The sequence below is a fragment of the Streptomyces sp. OfavH-34-F genome (genome assembly GCF_022347745.1).
In the GTDB taxonomy this organism is placed as follows: Bacteria; Actinomycetota; Actinomycetes; order Streptomycetales; family Streptomycetaceae; genus Streptomyces.
The window spans coordinates 15,549-34,637 of the sequence record NZ_JAKRGC010000029.1 but is presented as its reverse complement, the minus strand read 5'-3'; the positions used below and the strand labels follow the sequence as shown (position 1 = coordinate 34,637).

Here is a 19,089-nt window from a genome sequence, read left to right as displayed (position 1 = left end):
CAGTTCGATCCGCCCGCCCGCCTGCCCGGGCGCGTCCGGCGCGGCCGGCTCGGGCACGGGCAGCAGCGCGGCCGCGAGGAGGCCGAGGCCGAAGGCGACCACGCCCACCCCGAGGGCGGCGGCCAGGTGCCACAGGGGGAAGGTGACGTCCTGTCCCCGGCCCTGCGCGTCCTCGACGGCGTCCACGTTGATCAGCAGCACGGCGGCCATGAGGTAGCCCAGGAACCCGGCCATGGCGTAGGCGAATCCGACGGTCGCCCGGTACGCCCTGGCGGTGAACCTGCCCCGCGCCACCAGGATTCCGGCCAGGAGACCGACGCCGAGCAGGAGCACGGTGGTGACGACGACGTACGAGGTCCGGCCCGCGTAGTCGTCGGCCCGGCCGTTGCCCACGAAATGGCTGGCCAGCCGCGCGGGCAGCCGGTCCCGGCGGGTGGCGAAGAGGAGCAGGTCGACGGCGAGCGCGAGCAGGAACGGCAGCGCGGCAAGGGCGGCGCGGCCGATGGATCGACGGTTCATGAAAACCTCCATTGTTTGCATGCTAATAGAACAATGAAGGTGAGAACAAGGGCGGGCCGGTGGTGACGGGAGGAGCGGAGCCGGAAAGAGGCCGGTCGGCTGGAGTGCGCCGGGCGGGGCACGCCCGGCGCGGGTCGCGCGGGACGGTCAGGCGGTTTCGAGGGGGAACGCTCCCCGGTGGCCGGTGCCCGCGCCCTCCGAGGGCCTGGGCTCGAACTCCCGGCAGCTCCAGACCTCCTGGACGAAACCGGTGCGCCGGTCCCACAGTCCGATCAGGTCCTGTTCGCCGGCCGCGCCCCGGTACTCCTCCTTGGCGCCCCGGAAACAGGCGAGGCCGCCGGAGAGGCCGCGGCCCCGGTCCGGGGCCGGGAAGTAGTCGGAGAACGCGCAGGCTATACAGGTCCGCAGGTGGACTCCGGGCGGCAGCTCCCGCTGGATCGTGGCCAGCGCGGAGCCGAAGTCGCTCTCGGCCCGCTGCGAGCCGAAGGCCGCCCCGCCGAACCGGAGTTCGAGGTAGAGATACGGGTCGGGCCTGCGCAGCGACAGCAGGCAGCTGAGGGTCGCCTGGCGCTCCACCCCCTCCGCCATGACGGGGAACGGCAGATCCCACTCCAGGACGCAGTCCCCCAGCACCCCGTCCGTCAGCGCGAACATCCCGCTCTCCGCCGGGCCGGCCGCCACCGGGCGCAGACCGTCGAAGCTACCGCCCTCGAAGTCCACGCCCCTGACGCGGAGGCGGAGTTGCTGCCCGTCGGTGGTGAGGATGACGGCGTCGGAGCCCTGTCGGTCCCGGTACCACCCTGCCCACGACTCATCTGTCATGAGCAGGGACTGTAGCCCCTGCCTCCGACACCGCCCGTGCCGCCCTCCGCTCGGGCCGCGGCGCCTTCCGGCCCGGCTCGCCGTCAGTACGTACGGCGGGTGACGAACTCGGCGAGGGCCAGCAGGTCGCCCGCCGCCGAGAGGTCCGGGACGGCCCGCGAGAGGTGGTGCACGGCCCGCGCCATCCGGTCCGCCGCGCAGCTCTGCGCCCAGTCCCGGCCGCCGGCCCGGTCCACGGCCTCCGCGGCCCGGCCGACCTCGGCGCGGGTGCTCATCGGCCCCCGGTACAGGGCGGCCAGTTCCGCCGCCGCCGGGCCGCCCGCGGTGAGCGCGGCCACCACCGGCAACGACTTCTTGTGGGCGCTGAGATCCGCGCCGACCGGCTTCCCGGTCCGCGCCTGATCGCCCCAGATGCCGATCAGGTCGTCGATGAGCTGGAAGGCGAGCCCGGCCTCCCGGCCGAAGCCGTCCATCGCCCCCACGGCCCGTTCACCGGCCCCCGCGTAGAGGGCGCCCAGCGCGCAGGCGCAGCCGAGCAGCGCACCGGTCTTCGCGGTCGCCATGGTGAGGCACTCGTCGAGCGTGACCTGGTCGGGGTCGCGCTCCTCGAAGGCGCAGTCCGCCTGCTGGCCCGCGCACAGCTCGATGACGCAGGTGGAGAGGCGGGCGGAGGCGAGCTGCGCCACGGGCGCGCCGTCCTCCGCGAGCAGCCGCTGGGCGAGGGCCAGCATCGCGTCGCCCGCGATGACCGCGTCCGGGATGCCGAACACCGTCCAGGCGGTGGCCCGGTGACGGCGGGTGTGGTCCTCGTCGATGACGTCGTCGTGGAGCAGGGTGAAGTTGTGGACCAGCTCCACGGCGACGGCCGCCCGTACGGCCCGTTCGGGGTCGCCGCCGAGCGCGCGGGCGGCCGCCAGGACGAGGGCCGGCCGGATCGCCTTGCCCGCCCCGCCCGCCGCCGGGCTGCCGTCGGCGTTCTCCCAGCCGAAGTGGTACATCGCCACCCGCCGGATCGAGCCCGGGAGGGAGGTGACCGCCGCCCGCAGGTGCGGATCGACGAGGGTCCGGGTGTACTCCAGCAGAGCCGCGGCCTCGTCGCCCTCGGTCGCGGCGTCTGTTCGGGTCATGGTCAATCGGTCACCCCTGTCGTTGCTGTGGTGGTGCGCCGGGGCCGGGGGCCCGGACCGGCAGCGGTCCGGGCCCCGGAGGCTCACCGCCAGCGGCTGACCTCGACGTTCTCCAGCACGCCCAGGGCGTCCGGGACGAGGACCGCCGCGGAGTAGTAGGCCGTGACGAGGTAGGAGATGATCGCCTGCTCGTCGATGCCCATGAAGCGGACCGAGAGACTGGGCTCGATCTCGTCGGGGATGCCCGACTGCTGGAGGCCGACGACACCCTGCTCGGCCTCGCCGGTCCTCATGCAGATGATCGACGTGGTGCGGGCGTCGCTGACCGGGATCTTGTTGCACGGGAAGATCGGCACGCCGCGCCAGGTCGGGATGCGGTGGCCGCCGACGTCGATGCTCTCCGGCACCAGCCCGCGCCGGTTGCACTCGCGGCCGAAGGCGGCGATGGCGCGCGGGTGGGCGAGGAAGAGCTTGGAGCCGCGCCGCCGCGAGAGCAGCTCGTCCATGTCGTCGGGGCTCGGCACCCCGTCGTGCGGCTGGAGCCGCTGGCCGTAGTCGCAGTTGTTGAGCAGGCCGAACTCGCGGTTGTTGATCAGCTCGTGCTCCTGGCGCTCGCGCAGCGCCTCGACCGTGAGCCGCAACTGCTGCTCGGTCTGGTTCATCGGCTGGTTGTACAGGTCCGCGACGCGGCTGTGGACCTTCAGGACGGTCTGGGCGACGCTCAGCTCGTACTCGCGGGGCGCGGCCTCGTAGTCCACGAAGGTGTGCGGGACGACGGCCTCGCCGACATGGCCCGCGGAGAGGTCGATCTCCGCCTCTCCGTACTTGTTGGTGCGCTGCTGCGGGAGGGAGAGCAGCCGGGTGAGGTGGCTGTCGAGCGATGCGGCCCGCTCGGCGAGGTTGAGGACGTCCGCCCGCTGGAGCGTCAGCACCGTGCACGCGGTGACGGCGCGGGCCGTGTACTCCCAGACGGCGTCGCCCTCGATGAGGGAGCGGTCGCCGAAGTAGGCCCCGTCCGCGTGGACCCCCAGGACCGTTTCGTCACCGTAGGGGCCGCTGCCGACCTTCTCGACCTTGCCATGTGCCAGCAGGTAGACCCGGTCCGCCGGGTCGCCCTCCGCGGCCAGGACGTGTCCTGCGGGGATGTCGACCTGTTCGCACCTGCGGGCCAGTTCGGCGAGCACTTCCTCGTCCTCGAAGCCCCTCAGTGCCGGGAGCTCGCCCAGCTCGGCGGGGATGACCGCGACCCGGTCGCCGGTCTGCACGAACGTGACGCGGCCGTCGCCGACCGCGTAGCTCAGCCGGCGGTTCACCCGGTACGTACCGCCCTGCACCTGGACCCACGGCAACATCTTCAGCAGCCACCTGGAGGTGATCTCCTGCATCTGCGGAGCGGTCTTGGTGGTCGTCGCGAGGTTCCGCGCGGCCGCCGTGCCGAGACTCTGCTGCGGCGGCACCTGCGTGTTCTGAACCTCTTCACCAACGGACATCTTTCGCCCTCTCGATCTTTCGGCTGACCTGCGGGAAGAACACTTGCAGCACGAAGGCGGGGCGCGCCATTACACAAAAGAGTGTGATTAATCGGCCGTTAGGGTGGGAATCGCGTCGCGCGATGCCCTGTCGAAAGCCCGGCGGAGGCACGGCGAAGGCCGGGCGGAGGCCAGTAACTTGTATGCGTAATGCCAATTAACCTAGCCTGGTTCCCATGCGGCTCACCAGGTTCACCGACGTGGCGCTGCGCGTGCTCATGCGCCTCGCCGTCGTGACGCACGAGGACCCGCCGACCACCCGCGAGGTGGCGGCCACCATGCAGGTCCCGTACTCGCACGCCGCGAAGGTCGTCGCCCGCCTCCAGCACCTCGGACTGGTCGACGCGCGGCGGGGCCGGGGCGGCGGGCTCACGCTCACCGAGGCCGGCCGGTCCGCGTCGGTGGGTGCCCTGGTCCGCGAGCTGGAGGAGCCCGAGGAGCCCGGCGACGTCGTCGACTGCGAGGGCTCCACCCCGTGTCCGCTGCGGTCGGCCTGCCGGTTGCGCATGGCCCTGCGCGAGGCCCAGGACGCGTTCTACGCCTCGCTGGACCCGCTCACCGTCGCGGAGCTGACGGCCGGGCCGACCGGCCCCCTCCTCCTCACCCTCAGCAGTCGCCGCCCGTCCGAAAACTGACCCCCGCCGCAGGGGCTCGCCGGGCCTGCTCCTACACTGCTCTTAAATACGCATCTGAGATGCCAATTCAACCTCCGAGGAGTCACCGATGCTCTCCGAGTCGTCGACCGCCACCGTTCGTGCCACCCTGCCCGCCGTAGGCGCGGCCATCGGGGACATCGCCGATCTCTTCTACCGCAAGCTGTTCAGCGCCCACCCGGAGCTGCTGCGCGACCTGTTCAACCGCGGCAACCAGGCGTCCGGCGCGCAGCGCCAGGCGCTGGCCGGCTCCATCGCCGCCTTCGCGACGCACCTGGTCGAGCAGCCCGAGACCCGCCCGGACGTGATGCTCAGCCGCATCGCCCACAAGCACGCCTCGCTCGGCATCACTCCCGCCCAGTACGACGTCGTCCACACCCACCTGTTCGCCGCGATAGCCGAGGTCCTCGGCGACGCGGTGACCCCCGAGGTCGCCGCCGCCTGGGACGAGGTCTACTGGCTGATGGCCAACGCCCTCATCGCCATCGAGGAGCGGCTGTACGCGGAGCAGGGCGTCGTCGCCGGTGACGTCTGGCGCGAGTGGGAGGTCGTCTCGCGGTCCGAGGAGACCGACGACGTCGCCCGGTTCCGCATCCGCCCGGCCGACGGCTCCCCGGCCCCCGCCTTCCGTCCCGGCCAGTACGTATCGGTGCAGGTCGAACTCCCGGACGGCGCCCACCAGATACGCCAGTACAGCCTCTCCAGCGCCCCCGGTTCGCCGCTCCGCTCCATCACGGTCAAGCGGGTCCACGGCAACGACGCCCCGGACGGCGAGGTCTCCCGCCACCTGCACGCCCAGGTCCGCGCCGGTGACCGCATCCGGGTCTCCGCCCCCTACGGCGACCTCGTGCTGAAGTCCGAGGACGCCCCGCTGCTGCTCGCCTCCGCGGGCATCGGCTGCACCCCGATCCTGTCGATGCTGGAGCACCTCGCCGTGTCCGGGCACCGCGCCCCGGTCACCGTCGTGCACGGCGACCGCTCCCCCGCCGACCACGCGCTGCGCACCGACCACGTCGCGCTGACCGCCAAGCTCCCCGACGCGGCCGCCCACTTCTGGTACGAGGACCCCGAGGGCGGCCACCCCACCGACCGCACCGGGCTCGTCGACCTGAGCGACGTCGTCGTTTCCTCCGGCACCCACGCCTACCTCTGCGGCCCGCTGCCCTTCATGCGCGCCGTGCGCACCCAGCTGCTCGCCAAGGGCGTCCCGGCCTCCGACATCCACTACGAGGTGTTCGGCCCGGACCTGTGGCTGGCCTCCTGAGCCGGCCCCGCGCGCCGAGGTGACCGGATCGGCTCGCACAGCATCCGAACAGGGCCCCGCCGTCGCTCCGCGACAGGTCGGGGCCCTCGCGGCCGGGTAGGGCTCCACCAGGACCCCCTCCCCCACGCACCGTAAGGAGCCGGCCATGTCCTCACCCATGTCCGCGAGCGCGTTCCTCGCCGCCCTCAAGAAGGAAGAGGTCACCGTCGTCGAGGTGGACGGCTGGCGCGGCCGCAACCGCGACCACAAGGGCCCCTGGGGCCCCGTGAACGGGGTCATGATCCACCACTCGGCCACCCGCGGCACCGACGCCACCGTACGGGTCTGCCGCGACGGCCACCCCGACCTGCCGGGGCCCCTGTGCCACGGCGTCATCGCCAAGGACGGCCGGGTCCACCTGGTGGGCTACGGGCGCACCAACCACGCCGGCATGGGCGACGACGACGTGCTGCGCGCCGTGATCGCCGAGAAGAAGCGCCTCCCCCACGACAACGAGGCCAACACCGACGGGAACCGGCACTTCTACGGCTTCGAGTGCGAGAACCTCGGCGACGGCGACGACCCCTGGCCCGACGAACAGCTCGAAGCCGTCGCGCGGGTGTCGGCGGCCATCTGCCGGCACCACGGCTGGAGCGCCCGGTCGGTCATCGGGCACCGCGAGTGGCAGCCCGGCAAGGTGGACCCGCGCGGCTTCTCGATGGACGACATGCGGGCCCGTATCCACGACCGCCTCAAGTAGGACCCGGCGGGCGCCGCCGCCCACAATGGGGGCATGTCCGCCCCGCCCCCCGAACCGCCCGGCCTCGCCCGGCTGCGACCGGTGATCCCCTCGCCCGTGCGGCCCGCCGACGACGAGCGCTTCGCCCGGCACGGCGTCACGCTGCTGCTCAAACGCGACGATCTGATCCACCCGGACCTGCCCGGCAACAAATGGCGCAAACTCGCGCCCAATCTGGCGTCCGCCGCCGGGCGCCCGGTGCTGACCTTCGGCGGCGCCTACTCCAACCATCTGCGGGCCACCGCCGCCGCGGGCCGGCTGCTGGGGTTCCGCACCGTCGGCGTCGTACGCGGGGACGAGCTGGCGCACCGCCCCCTCAACCCCTCGCTCGCCCGGTGCGCGGCGGACGGCATGCGGCTGCACTTCGTGGACCGGGCGACCTACCGCGCCAAGGCCGACCCGGCGGTCCTGGCCGGGCTGCTCGACGTGTACGGCGACTGCGCGGTCGTCCCGGAGGGCGGCAGCAACGCCCTCGCGGCCCGGGGCTGCGCCGCGCTCGGCCGGGAGCTGCGGGGCGTGGCCGACGTGGCGGCGGTGGCCTGCGGGACCGGCGGCACCCTGGCCGGGCTGGCCGCCGGACTGGCACCGGGGCAGCGGGCCCTGGGCGTCCCGGTGCTGCGCGGCGGCTTCCTGGGCGAGGAGGTGCGCGGGCTCCAGCGGGCGGCCTTCGGCGGCCCGGCGGGCGACTGGTGGCTGGACGAGCGGTTCCACTTCGGCGGCTACGCCCGTACGACCCCCGCCCTGCACGCCTTCGCACAGGACTTCGAGGACCGCCACGGGCTGCCCGTGGAGCGACTGTATGTGGCCAAAATGCTGTACGCGCTCACCGAGCTGGTGGCGGAGGGCGCCTTCCCCGCCGGGACCACCGTCGCGGCCGTGATCACCGGCCGCCCCGACGGGGCCGACGACGCCCGGGAGGCGCCCGGAGCATCGCCTCAGGGCGAGTCCTCCCGGTAGGCGGCGGCCTCCTCCAGGTCCAGGCGGCGCAGCAGGGTCCGCATCATCTCGTCGTCGATCCTGCGCTCGTCCCGCAGCCGTACGAAGACCTCCCGCTCGGCCTCGATCATCTCGCCGGCCAGCCGCCGGTAGGTGTCGTCCGCCGACTCCCCGGTGACCGGATCGGCCGCGCCGAGCCGCTCCCACACCGCGTTGCGGCGGCGTTCCAGCACGGCGCGCAGCCGGTCGGCGAGCGGCCCGGGCAGCCGGTTGTGCTCGTCGGTGAGCAGGGCGTCCAGCCGGGCCTCGGCGGCGGCCGACGCCTCGCTCTGCGCCTGCGCCTCGGCCAGGGTCTCGGCCTGCCGGTCCCGGCCGGGCAGCCGCAGCACCCGCACCAGGACCGGCAGCGTCAGCCCCTGCACCACCAGGGTGCCGATGACGGTGGTGAACGTCAGGAACAGGACGAGGTTGCGGGCCGGGAACGGCGCGCCGTCGGCCGTGAGCAGCGGGATGGAGAAGGCGACGGCGAGGGAGACGACGCCGCGCATCCCGGCCCAGCCGACGATGAGCGGTGAGGTCCAGTCCGTGCCCGGCTCCCGCTCCCTGACGCGCTTGGAGAGCCACCGGGGCAGGTAGGTCGCCGGGTAGACCCAGACGAACCGGACCACCACAACGGCGAGGAAGACCAGCACCGCGTAGCCGAGGGCGTCCGCCACCGAGTAGGTGCCGAGGCCCTTGAGGACGAACGGCAGCTGGAGGCCGATCAGGGCGAACACCGCGGACTCCAGGACGAAGGCGACCATCTTCCACACGGCGGCCTCCTGGAGCCGGGTGGCGAAGTCCACCTGCCAGGAGCGGTGGCCCAGGTACAGCGCGACGACGACCACGGCGAGCACCCCCGAGGCGTGCACGCGCTCGGCCGCCGCGTACGCCACGAACGGGATGAGCAGCGACAGCGTGTTCTGGAGCAGCGCCTCCCGCAGATGGGTGCGCAGCCAGTGCAGCGGCACCATCAGCAGCAGGCCGACCCCGACCCCGCCGACCGCCGCCAGCAGGAACTCGCGGGCGCCCGCGCCCCAGCCGACGCTCTCGCCCACGGCGGCGGCGAGGGCCACCTTGAACGCGGTAATCGCGGTGGCGTCGTTCACCAGGGACTCGCCCTGCAGGATCGTGGTGACCCGCGCGGGCAGCCCCACCCGGCGGGCGATCGCCGCGGCGGTGACCGCGTCCGGCGGGGCGATCACCGCGCCGAGCACCAGCGCGGCGGTCAGCGGCAGACCGGGTACCAGCACATGGGCCAGCCACCCCACCGCCAGGGTGGCGAACAGCACGTACCCCACCGAGAGCAGGGCCACCGGCCGCAGGTTGGCCCGCAGGTCCAGGTAGGAGCTGTCCACGGCCGCGGTGTACAGCAGGGGCGGCAGCAGCAGCGGCAGCACGATGTGCGCGTCCAGGGTGTACGCCGGCACCCCCGGCACGTACGAGGCGATCAGGCCGGCGGCCACCAGCAGCAGGGGGGCGGGGACCGGGGTGCGGCGGGCCAGGCCGGCCGTCGCGGCGCTGCCCGCGACCAGCGCCACCAGGGGCAATGCGTCCATCTCGTGATCTTCGCATCCGTCGTAACCTGGCTCACATGAGTGTGTGCCCGCATGTCCCGGACCTGCCGAGCCCCGAGCCGGCGCCCCTCGGCGCCACCTGCCCCGAGTGCCTGGCGGCCGGCACCCACCCGGTGCAGTTGCGGATGTGCCTGACCTGCGGCCACGTCGGCTGCTGCGACTCCTCGCCCGGACGGCACGCGACCGGCCACTTCGAGCAGACCGGCCACCCGGTGATGCGGAGCTTCGAGCCCGGCGAGAACTGGCGCTGGTGCTTCGCCGACGGTTCGATCGTCTGAGGTCCGGGTACGTCAAACCGGCGTCGGGTGTTCGCAATTGGGCGACGCAGACCCCTAGCCACTGTGTGTACCCGTGGACCTACCATGAGTGACGCCCACGGGGAGGGGTTCCGGCGACACGGCATCATGGATCGCGATAGCGTCGCCGGACTGGAACCGAAGACGTACCGCATGGCTCCGGGCGTTCTTCCCGGAACCTCGAATGAGTTTGTGCCACCTTGGAGGTGAGGGTGTCCCAGATCGCAGGCGAGCCCGGCAATCAGGACTTCGTGGAGGTCCGGCTGCCCGCTGCGGGTGCCTACCTGTCGGTGCTGCGCACGGCCACGGCCGGTCTCGCAGCACGTTTGGACTTCACTCTCGACGAGATCGAGGACCTTCGCATCGCGGTGGACGAGGCGTGCGCCATCCTGCTCCAGCAGGCCGTGCCGGGCTCCGTCCTCAGCTGCGTGTTCCGTCTCATCGACGATTCACTCGAGGTGACGGTCGCGGCCCCCACCACGGACGGCCGCGCCCCGGAGCGCGACACCTTCGCCTGGACGGTGCTCTCCGCGCTGGCCGGGAAGGTCGACTCCTCGGTCGCCGACGACCGTACGGTCAGCATCAGCCTGTACAAACAGCGCGGCGCGGGACCAGGGCCGGCGTGAGCGGCGGAAACGGGGACGGTCCGGTGCGGGACGAGACGATCCGACCAGGGGTGGTGCGCGCGACGGGCATCCCGGACCAGCAGGCACTGCCTCATCCGGTGGACGGGGACGACCTGCCCCGTGCGGCCGGCGGGGCGGGCAGGACAGCCGGCCTTACGGTCGCGGTGGAGCAGTCGCAGGCGGAGCGGGCAGGCCAGATGAGCGAGCACGGGCACCACGATCCGAACGACCGCAGCGGTGCGCGGGCGTTGTTCGTCGAACTGCGCGGGCTGCCCGACGGTTCACCGGAGCGGGCGGAGCTGCGCAACCGGCTGGTACGGATGCACCTGCCGCTGGTGGAGCACCTGGCCCGGCGCTTCCGCAACCGCGGGGAGCCGCTGGACGACCTGACCCAGGTCGCCACCATCGGGCTGATCAAGTCCGTCGACCGGTTCGACCCGGAGCGGGGCGTCGAGTTCTCGACGTACGCCACGCCCACGGTCGTCGGGGAGATCAAGCGCCACTTCCGCGACAAGGGCTGGGCGGTGCGGGTGCCGCGCCGCCTCCAGGAGCTGCGGCTCTCGCTGACCTCGGCGACGGCGGAGCTGTCCCAGCTGCACGGCCGCTCGCCCACGGTGCACGAGCTGGCGGAGCGGCTGGGGATCTCCGAGGAGGAGGTCCTGGAGGGGCTGGAGTCGGCCAACGCGTACAGCACGCTCTCGCTGGACGTGCCGGACACGGACGACGAGTCGCCGGCCGTGGCGGACACCCTCGGCTCCGAGGACGAGGCGCTGGAGGGCGTCGAGTACCGGGAATCGCTGAAGCCGCTCCTGGAGGATCTGCCGCCGCGGGAGAAGCGCATCCTGCTGCTGCGGTTCTTCGGCAACATGACCCAGTCGCAGATCGCGCAGGAGGTCGGCATCTCGCAGATGCACGTCTCGCGGCTGCTGGCCCGCACGCTGGCGCAGCTGCGCGAGCGGCTGCTGGTCGAGGAGTAGGGCACGGCCGTACGCGAAGGAGGCCGCCGGGGACGTCCCCGGCGGCCTCCGCCGCGTCGCGTACCGGTCAGGCGTCCGGGTCCGGTCAGGCGTCCGGGCCGGTGGCCGAGCCGGGCCTGCGGATGCCCAGGGCCTCGATGGTGGCCGGCCGGACCAATTGGTAGAGCGCGGTCAGCGCGAGTGCCGCGAGCACGATGCCGGCCGGGATCAGCAGGTCGTGGGAGCGCAGCAGCGTCCACACGACGGGCAGCGCGATGATCTGCGTGATGAGCGCGGGGCCCCGGCTCCAGCTGCGCCGCAGCAGCAGTCCGCGCGCGGCGACGAGCGGGATCAGCCCGAGCGCGATCACGGTCAGACCGCCCATCTCCGCCTGCCGGGGGCTGTCGGGGCGGCCCAGCAGCCCCATCACCAGCATGTAGATCCCGCCGGCGACGAGGGCGGCGCCCTCCAGCGCGTTCACTCCGGCCACCAGCGCGAGCCGGGCGGGCTTCGCCGGGTCCGCCGAGGGGGCGGGGGTGGGCGCGTTCTGCTGAGTACTCACCCTTGCAGGTTGGCATCCCGGCGCCCGGAAGGGAAAGCCGGGGTCGGCGCGCCGCCGCGCCGTTCCCGTGCCGTCACCGAGCGTGAGGGTGTGCGGGGAGGACTTCAGGGCGGTACCCCGTGGTAGGTAGGCTGGCAGTCATGCGCGCACTTCTCGTGGTCAACCCGGCAGCCACCACCACCAGTGCGCGGACCCGTGACGTGCTGATCCACGCGCTGGCCAGTGAGATGAAGCTGGAGGCCGTGTCCACGGAGTACCGGGGGCACGCCCGCGACCTGGGCCGGCGGGCCGCCGACAGCGACGACATCGACCTGGTGGTGGCGCTCGGCGGCGACGGCACGGTCAACGAGGTGGTGAACGGCCTGCTGCACCGGGGCCCGGACCTCGACCGGCTGCCGCGGCTGGCCGTGGTGCCCGGCGGTTCCACCAACGTCTTCGCGCGGGCCCTGGGGCTGCCGAACGACGCCGTGGAGGCGACCGGCGCCATCCTGGACGCCCTGGCGAACCGGACCGAGCGGACGGTGGGCCTGGGGCTGGCGGGCGGGACGCCGGGCACGGAGGACGAATCCGTACCGGAGCGCTGGTTCACCTTCTGCGCCGGCCTCGGATTCGACGCGGGGGTGATCGGCCGGGTCGAACAGCGGCGGGAGCGCGGCAAGCGTTCGACGCACGCGCTGTACGTCCGGCAGGTGATCCGGCAATTCCTGGACGAGCCGCACCGCAGGCAGGGCGTCATAACCCTCGACGTGCCCGGTGAGGAGCCGGTCACCGGGCTCGCGCTTTCCATAATCTGCAACACGGCCCCGTGGACGTACCTCGGGAACCGGCCGATCTACGCGGCCCCGCAGGCGTCCTTCGACACCGCTCTCGACGTGCTTGGCCTGCGGAAACTCTCCACGCCCGCGGTCAGCCGCTACGCCACCCAGCTGCTCACGTCGAGCCCCGGGAAGGGGCCCCGGGGCAAGCACGCGGTATCCCGGCACGACCTCACGGACTTCACCTTGCATTCCAAGGTGCCATTGCCGTTCCAGATGGACGGTGACCACCTCGGAGTGCGTACGAGTGTGACGTTCACAGGCGTACGCCGTGCACTGCGTGTGATTGTGTGAGTGGAAGGGACCAAAGTCCTTTAACTCGAACGTTTGGACTGGCTTCCACCCTCTAGAAGTACGGCTGTGACCTAGCCGACACCGAGGAATCAAAAAAAACTTTCCAGAAGGGGTTGTATCCGCCGCCGAGGTTTGCGAATCTCTACATGGCGATCGGGACGGCCCGCAACAACGGCCTCCACTGAGAGCCAGAACCCCTCCTCACTTCACAGGACCACAACCAGTCCTTCTGGTCGTCGGCCCTACACCTGCGGGGGGATTCGTGAAAGCGTTCACATTCACAAGCCACAGTACGTAATACCAAGGAGAGGTAGCAGCCATGGACTGGCGTCACAACGCCGTTTGTCGTGAGGAAGACCCGGAGCTGTTCTTCCCCATCGGCAACACCGGTCCTGCGCTGCTGCAGATCGAGGAAGCCAAGGCCGTCTGCCGTCGCTGCCCCGTCATGGAGCAGTGCCTGCAGTGGGCGCTCGAGTCCGGCCAGGACTCCGGCGTCTGGGGTGGCCTCAGCGAGGACGAGCGCCGCGCAATGAAGCGCCGCGCCGCTCGCAACCGGGCGCGCAACGCCAGCGCCTGACCGACGCCACCGCTACGAACCTCAGCCAGGCGGCGCGTGTGCCTGACGGCATCACTCCGTGACAGCGCGTACGTACCGCCCAGCCCCCCGAGTCGCAGCGCGCAGTACCCCCGAAGCGCACGCTTGACCAGAGAGCCCGGACCGTTCACCGACGGTCCGGGCTCTCTGCCGTGTGCGGCGGGCCGCTACTTCTCGTTGCGGACCGGGATGTCGAGGACCACCTGCGTACCGCGCTCCGGCGCCGGGACCATGCCGAACGAACCGCCCAGCTCCCCCTCGACCAGCGTGCGGACGATCTGCAGGCCGAGGTTGCCGGCCTGCTGCGGGTCGAACCCCTCGGGCAGTCCGCAGCCGTCGTCCTGGACGGTGATCAGCAGCCGCCCCTCGGTGGGCGAGCCGCCCCGTACGGCGGAGACCTCCACCGTGCCCGACTCCGCGACGGAGAAGGCGTGTTCCAGGGCGTTCTGCAGCACCTCGGTGAGGACCATCGACAGCGGGGTGGCCACCTCGGCGTCGAGCACCCCGAAGCGTCCGGTGCGGCGGCAGGTGACCTTGCCCGGTGAGATCTCGGCGACCATCGCGATGACCCGGTCCGCGATGTCGTCGAACTCCACCCGCTCGTCCAGGTTCTGGGACAGCGTCTCATGGACGATGGCGATGGAACCGACGCGCCGCACCGCCTCGTTGAGCGCCTCACGGCCCTGCGGCGAGTCCATCCGGCGGGCCTGGAGCCGCAGCAGGGCAGCGACGGTCTGGAGGTTGTTCTTCACCCGGTGGTGGATCTCCCGGATGGTGGCGTCCTTGGTGATCAACTCGCGCTCGCGGCGGCGCAGTTCCGTCACGTCCCGGAGGAGGACCAGGGAGCCGATGCGGACGCCCTTCGGCTTGAGCGGGATCGCGCGGAGCTGGATCACCCCGCCCGAGCACTCCACCTCGAACTCACGGGGCGCGTACCCGCTGGCGAGCTTGACCAGGGCCTCGTCCACCGGCCCCCGGGACGGGGCGAGTTCGGCGGTGATCTGGCCGAGGTGCTGGCCGACCAGGTCCGAGGCGAGGCCCAGGCGGTGGTAGGCGGAGAGGCCGTTGGGGCTGGCGTAGTGCACGACGCCGTCGGCGTCGAGCCGGATCAGGCCGTCACCGACGCGCGGCGAGGCGTCCATGTCCACCTGCTGGCCGGGGAACGGGAAGGTTCCGGCGGCGATCATCTGGGCCAGGTCGGACGCCGACTGCAGGTAGGTCAGCTCCAGCCGCGAAGGGGTGCGGACGGTGAGCAGGTTGGTGTTGCGCGCGATGACGCCGAGCACCCGGCCCTCCCTGCGCACCGGGATCGACTCGACCCGTACGGGGACCTCCTCGCGCCACTCGGGGTCGCCCTCGCGCACGATGCGGCCCTCGTCCAGGGCGGCGTCGAGCAGCGGGCGCCGGCCGCGCGGCACCAGATGGCCGACCATGTCGTCCTGGTAGGACGTGGGGCCGGTGTTGGGCCGCATCTGGGCGACGGAGACGTAGCGGGTGCCGTCGCGGGTGGGAACCCACAGCACCAGGTCGGCGAAGGAGAGGTCGGAGAGCAACTGCCACTCCGAAACCAGCAGATGGAGCCACTCGAGGTCGGTGTCGCTCAGGGCGGTGTGCTGGCGTACGAGGTCGTTCATGGAGGGCACGTGTGCGAGCGTACCCGTGGAGGCGTACCGTTCCGAACCGGAAAGCCTGCCCGTACGTGCAGGAAAGAAGGGCCCGCTTCGGCGTGCCCTGTGGATGGACAGCGGCTATTGGTCTAGTCCACAATGATGACTGTACGAACCTCCGCTCTCCCCGCACAGGAGAGCGGACCGAGGTACCGCGCCTTCTGCCCTGACTGCGCCGGTGCCTCCCCCCGGCCGGGGGCACCGCACACCGCCGGCCGAGCCGGCCGCCCGCGAGGGCGGCCCCACTCCGGGCTGCGGTGCTGGTCGGGCTGAGGGTCCCGACCCGGCGCCGCGGCCCGCGGGTTTGTCCGGGGCCCGTCCTCTCTCACGCGGCCCCTCACCGGGTCTCGGTGACCTTCGCGAGCGCGCGCGGCGCGTCCGGGTCCTGACCGCGCGCGATCGTCACCTCGTGGGCCAGCATCTGGAGCGGCAGGATCTCCAGGACCGGCTGGACCTCCTCGGCGACGCCGGAGGTCGGCAGCACGAAGCCCGCGCTGGCCGCCTCCACCTGTGCCTTCGGGCCGACGACGAAGAGGTCGGCGCCCCGGCCGCGCAGCCGGTCCAGGACGGGCTGCAGGGCCTCGCCGCCCCGGCCGTCGGTCACCACGGCGATCACCGGCGAGATGTTGTCGACCATCGCGAGCGGGCCGTGCAGCAGATCGGCGCCGGAGTAGGAGAGCGCGGGGATGTAGCTGGTCTCCATGAGCTTGAGGGCGGCCTCCTTGGCCGTGGGGTAGCCGTAGCCGCGCGAGGTGATGACCATGCGCTCGGCGAAGCGGTACCGGGACGCCAGGGCCCGTACCTCGTCCTTGCGGGCGAGCACCGCCTCGGCGCGCTCGGGCAGCACCGCGGCCGCCGCCCCGTCGCCGCCGCGCAGCCCCTCGACGAACAGGTAGAGCGCGAGCAGGGACGCGGTGTACGTCTTGGTGGCCGGCAGCGCCCGCTCGGGGCCGGCCAGGATGTCGATGTGGAACTCGGAGACGGCCGCGAGCGGTGAGTCCGGGTTGTTGGTCACCGCCAGGGTGACCGCCCCGGCCTCCCGCGCGGCCCTGGTCGAGGCCACCAGGTCCGGGGAGCCGCCGGACTGGCTGACGGTGATCACCAGGACGTCGCGCAGGTCGGGCCGGGCGCCGTACGCGGTGGTGGTGGACATCGAGGAGAGGCCGCAGGGCAACCCCATCGTGATCTCCAGCAGGTACTTGGCGTAGAGCGCCGCGTTGTCGGAGGTGCCGCGGGCGGTGAGCAGGACGAAGCGCGGGTTGCGGGCCGCGACGCGCTCGGCGGTCCGGCGGATGGCGGGCGCACCGCGCTCCAGGATGCGGCGGAGCACCACGGGCTGCTCGGCCATCTCGGCGGACATGATGTGGCCGGGCCGCTCGCGGTCGTCGGCCGGGTCGGTGGCGGACATGTCGGGTGCCTCCCGGTGGTCGCGATGGACCGGACCAGTCGAGCACGGGGCGCGCGGGGGCCGCCAGCGGGCGGGGTCCGGCGGGATGGCGGGCGGGCCCGGCCGGCGGGGGTCCGGGTGCCGGGACGGCCGTGTCGGAGCGGCGCGAGTCTGCTAGATTGGGAACTTGATTGGTCTATACCACATATCGTCACTCTCGATCGGATCGGCAGGCCCCGCGTGGAAGTTGTCATCGTCCCGGACGCCAAGGCAGGCGGCGAACTGATCGCGGGGGCCATCGGCGCCCTGCTGAGCCGCAAGCCCGACGCCCTTCTCGGCGTTGCCACCGGCTCTACCCCGCTGCCCATCTACCAGGCCCTCGCGGACATGGTCCGCTCCGGTGCCGTGGACGCCTCGCGCGCCCGCATCTGCCAGCTCGACGAGTACGTGGGGCTGCCGGTGGGCCACCCCGAGTCGTACCGCTCCGTGGTGCTGCGCGAGGTCGTCGAACCGCTCGGCCTGTCCGAGGACGCGTTCATGGGCCCCGACGGCTCCGCCGAGGACGTCCAGGCGGCCTGCGAGGCGTACGACAAGGCGCTCGCCGAGGCCGGCGGGGTGGACCTCCAGCTGCTCGGCATCGGCACCGACGGGCACATCGGCTTCAACGAGCCGTGCTCCTCGCTCGCCTCGCGCACCCGGATCAAGACGCTCACCGAGCAGACCCGGATCGACAACGCGCGCTTCTTCGACGACGACATCGAGCAGGTGCCGCACCACGTCATCACCCAGGGCATCGGCACCATCCTGGAGGCCCGCCACCCGATCCTCCTCGCGACCGGCGAGGGCAAGGCGGACGCCGTGGCGGCGACGGTGGAGGGTCCGGTCGCCTCGGTCGTGCCCGCCTCCGCGCTCCAGCTGCACCCGCACGCGACGGTGGTGGTCGACGAGGCCGCCGCGTCGAAGCTGAAGCTGGCGGACTACTTCCGCGCCACCTACGCCGCGAAGCCGGCCTGGCAGGGGCTGTAGGACCCCCCGCGCCTCGCGCGCCCGCGCCACGCGAAAGGGCCGGGACACCTGAACGGTGTCCCGGCCCTTTCCGTGTGCGTTACGCGGTACCCGCGATGATCTCCGCGGCGGCCTGGCCGCAGACCCGGGCGGCGCCGTGCGTGGCGATGTACAGGGCGCCCCGCGGCTCGGCCTGGGGCACGCCCATCTCGACCACGACGGTGTCCGGGCGCGCCGCCAGCAGCGCGTCCAGGGCCTCGCCCATCCACGGGTGGCGGTGCGCGTCGCGGACCACGGCGACGACGCGCCGCTCCCCCGCGGCCTCCAGCACCGCCGCGGCCGGGGCCTCGGACGCGCTGTCGTACGTGTCGGTCGCGGTGCCCGGCACCAGGCGGGCCAGCTCGGCCGCGACGCCCCAGGGGGTCTCGTCGCCGACCGCGATGTTGGCGACCGGGGTGAAGGCGGCCACGTACGCCGGGCCGGTGAGCGGTTCCGGCGTGCCGGTCACCTTCACCGCACGGCGGGCGGCCACCAGGCCGATGTCCGAGGCGATGCCGGTGCTCCGCAGGGTGCCGGGCGCGGTCCCCTCCTGCACTGCCGCGCCCGGCTCCCGGCCGGCCCCCCTGGCCTCCCGCGTCCAGGACGCGAGGGCCCGTACCCGTGCGGCGGCGTCGGCGAGCCGCTCCTCGGGAAGTTCACCGGAGCGCACCGCGGCGACCAGCGCGTCGCGCAGCCGGAGCACGGTGCTGTCGTCGTCGAGCCCGCCGCCGACGCAGAGCGCGTCGGCACCGGCCGCGACGGCGAGGACGGAGCCGCGTTCGATCCCGTACGTCGAGGCGATGGCCTGCATCTCCACGGCGTCGGTCACGATCAGCCCGTCGTACCCCAGCTCCCGGCGCAGCAGCCCGGTGAGGATCTGCGGGCTGAGCGTCGCCGGCCGGTCCGGGTCGAGGGCGGGGAGCAGGATGTGGGCGCTCATCACCGACTTGGAGCCGGCCGCGATGGCCGCCCGGAAGGGCACGAGTTCGCGGGCGTGCAGGGTCTCCAGGTCCACGTCGATGCGCGGCAGCGCGTGGTGCGAGTCGACCGCGGTGTCGCCGTGACCGGGGAAGTGCTTGGTGCAGGCGGCGACGCCGGCGGCCTGCAGGCCCTCGACGTAGGCGGCGGTGTGCCGGGCGACCAGCTCCGGGTCGGCGCCGAAGGAGCGGACGCCGATGACCGGGTTGCCGGGGTTGGAGTTGACGTCCGCGGACGGGGCCCAGTTGAGGTTGACCCCGCACTCGGCGAGCCGGCGGCCCAGCTCGTGGGCGACGGCGCGGGTCAGCTCCGCGTCGTCGACCGCGCCGAGCGCCAGGTTGCCCGGGAAGGAGGAGCCGTGCCGGACCTCCAGGCGGGTGACGTCGCCGCCCTCCTCGTCGATGGCGACGAGCACGTCGTCCCGCTCGGCCCTGAGCTGGGCGGTGAGCGCGGCGAGCTGCTCGGGCGTCTCGATGTTCCGGCCGAACAGGCCGACGGAGGACAGTCCTTCGCCGACCCGGCGCAGCAGCCACTCCGGTGCCGTGGTGCCGGTGAAGCCGGGCTGCAGGACGGCGAGGGCGTCGCGGGTGACGGTGTCCGTGGTGGATACGAGGGTGGTCATCGG

At 72.7% G+C, this 19,089-nt stretch carries 18 protein-coding genes and 1 pseudogene; 10 read left to right on the top strand and 9 right to left on the bottom strand.

From position 1 onward, the window contains the following. The 4 genes and pseudogenes from MHW47_RS07970 to MHW47_RS07955 form a co-directional block, all read right to left on the bottom strand. Positions 1-519: pseudogene (locus tag MHW47_RS07970) on the bottom strand (DUF1648 domain-containing protein); the annotation flags it as partial. 147 nt (positions 520-666) lie between these two features. Beyond that, positions 667-1,341 carry a DUF6304 family protein gene (locus tag MHW47_RS07965; protein WP_239221922.1) on the bottom strand — a complete coding sequence of 225 codons (675 nt, stop codon included), beginning with the start codon at positions 1,339-1,341 and terminating at the stop codon, positions 667-669. Positions 1,342-1,424: 83 nt separating this feature from the next. Continuing rightward, positions 1,425-2,468, bottom strand: coding sequence for a family 2 encapsulin nanocompartment cargo protein polyprenyl transferase (locus MHW47_RS07960; RefSeq protein ID WP_239221921.1), 1,044 nt, complete (start codon positions 2,466-2,468; stop codon positions 1,425-1,427). A gap of 83 nt (positions 2,469-2,551) precedes the next feature. Next, positions 2,552-3,958, bottom strand: coding sequence for a family 2B encapsulin nanocompartment shell protein (locus MHW47_RS07955; protein ID WP_239221920.1), 1,407 nt, complete (start codon positions 3,956-3,958; stop codon positions 2,552-2,554). Positions 3,959-4,173: 215 nt separating this feature from the next. Between MHW47_RS07955 and MHW47_RS07950 the strand changes: the two genes are divergently transcribed. From MHW47_RS07950 to MHW47_RS07935, 4 genes are all read left to right on the top strand, one after another. Next, positions 4,174-4,632, top strand: coding sequence for an Rrf2 family transcriptional regulator (locus tag MHW47_RS07950; RefSeq protein ID WP_239221919.1), 459 nt, complete (start codon positions 4,174-4,176; stop codon positions 4,630-4,632). Positions 4,633-4,720: 88 nt separating this feature from the next. Next, the gene (locus tag MHW47_RS07945) at positions 4,721-5,914 is read left to right on the top strand and encodes a globin domain-containing protein (protein ID WP_239221918.1); all 1,194 of its coding nucleotides are present in this window, start codon (positions 4,721-4,723) and stop codon (positions 5,912-5,914) included. A 145-nt stretch (positions 5,915-6,059) separates the two neighbouring features. Then, positions 6,060-6,653: an N-acetylmuramoyl-L-alanine amidase gene (locus MHW47_RS07940; RefSeq protein ID WP_239221917.1), complete on the top strand. Its 594-nt coding sequence runs from the start codon at positions 6,060-6,062 to the stop codon at positions 6,651-6,653. Between the two features lie 33 nt (positions 6,654-6,686). Further along, the gene (locus MHW47_RS07935) at positions 6,687-7,649 is read left to right on the top strand and encodes a 1-aminocyclopropane-1-carboxylate deaminase/D-cysteine desulfhydrase (RefSeq protein WP_239221916.1); all 963 of its coding nucleotides are present in this window, start codon (positions 6,687-6,689) and stop codon (positions 7,647-7,649) included. Here the strand turns inward: MHW47_RS07935 and MHW47_RS07930 are convergent. Beyond that, on the bottom strand, positions 7,628-9,226 hold the full coding sequence (locus MHW47_RS07930) for a Na+/H+ antiporter (RefSeq protein WP_239221915.1): 1,599 nt from the start codon (positions 9,224-9,226) through the stop codon (positions 7,628-7,630). The genes MHW47_RS07935 and MHW47_RS07930 overlap by 22 nt on opposite strands. 35 nt (positions 9,227-9,261) lie before the next feature. Between MHW47_RS07930 and MHW47_RS07925 the strand changes: the two genes are divergently transcribed. From MHW47_RS07925 to MHW47_RS07915, 3 genes are all read left to right on the top strand, one after another. Then, a complete protein-coding gene (locus tag MHW47_RS07925; protein ID WP_239221914.1) occupies positions 9,262-9,522 on the top strand; it encodes a UBP-type zinc finger domain-containing protein in 261 nt (86 codons plus the stop codon). A 230-nt stretch (positions 9,523-9,752) separates the two neighbouring features. Then, positions 9,753-10,166 (top strand): anti-sigma regulatory factor, encoded by a 414-nt coding sequence (locus MHW47_RS07920; protein WP_018105584.1) that lies wholly within the window; start codon positions 9,753-9,755, stop codon positions 10,164-10,166. Next, positions 10,163-11,143 (top strand): RNA polymerase sigma factor SigF, encoded by a 981-nt coding sequence (locus tag MHW47_RS07915; protein WP_374230065.1) that lies wholly within the window; start codon positions 10,163-10,165, stop codon positions 11,141-11,143. Before MHW47_RS07920 ends, MHW47_RS07915 begins: the two co-directional genes overlap by 4 nt. Before the next feature lie 85 nt (positions 11,144-11,228). On the opposite strand, the gene MHW47_RS07910 is transcribed toward MHW47_RS07915, so the two are convergent. Continuing rightward, the gene (locus MHW47_RS07910; RefSeq protein WP_239221925.1) at positions 11,229-11,612 is read right to left on the bottom strand and encodes a hypothetical protein; all 384 of its coding nucleotides are present in this window, start codon (positions 11,610-11,612) and stop codon (positions 11,229-11,231) included. Positions 11,613-11,824: 212 nt separating this feature from the next. On the opposite strand from MHW47_RS07910, the gene MHW47_RS07905 reads away from it, so the two are divergent. Beyond that, a complete protein-coding gene (locus tag MHW47_RS07905; protein ID WP_239221913.1) occupies positions 11,825-12,793 on the top strand; it encodes a diacylglycerol kinase family protein in 969 nt (322 codons plus the stop codon). Between the two features lie 319 nt (positions 12,794-13,112). Further along, positions 13,113-13,370, top strand: a complete 258-nt coding sequence (locus tag MHW47_RS07900; RefSeq protein ID WP_003953983.1) for a WhiB family transcriptional regulator — start codon at positions 13,113-13,115, stop codon at positions 13,368-13,370. Positions 13,371-13,555: 185 nt separating this feature from the next. Here MHW47_RS07900 and MHW47_RS07895 read toward each other — a convergent pair whose 3' ends face one another. Continuing rightward, positions 13,556-15,022, bottom strand: a complete 1,467-nt coding sequence (locus tag MHW47_RS07895) for a sensor histidine kinase (protein ID WP_239221924.1) — start codon at positions 15,020-15,022, stop codon at positions 13,556-13,558. Positions 15,023-15,392: 370 nt separating this feature from the next. Next, complete coding sequence (locus MHW47_RS07890; RefSeq protein ID WP_239221912.1) at positions 15,393-16,463, bottom strand: SIS domain-containing protein; 1,071 nt, start codon at positions 16,461-16,463, stop codon at positions 15,393-15,395. A gap of 219 nt (positions 16,464-16,682) precedes the next feature. Between MHW47_RS07890 and nagB the strand changes: the two genes are divergently transcribed. Further along, the gene (nagB, locus tag MHW47_RS07885) at positions 16,683-17,468 is read left to right on the top strand and encodes a glucosamine-6-phosphate deaminase (protein ID WP_239221911.1); all 786 of its coding nucleotides are present in this window, start codon (positions 16,683-16,685) and stop codon (positions 17,466-17,468) included. 79 nt (positions 17,469-17,547) lie between these two features. On the opposite strand, the gene MHW47_RS07880 is transcribed toward nagB, so the two are convergent. Next, on the bottom strand, positions 17,548-19,086 hold the full coding sequence (locus MHW47_RS07880) for a glycoside hydrolase family 3 protein (protein WP_239221910.1): 1,539 nt from the start codon (positions 19,084-19,086) through the stop codon (positions 17,548-17,550). Between the last annotated feature and the right edge of the window lie 3 nt (positions 19,087-19,089).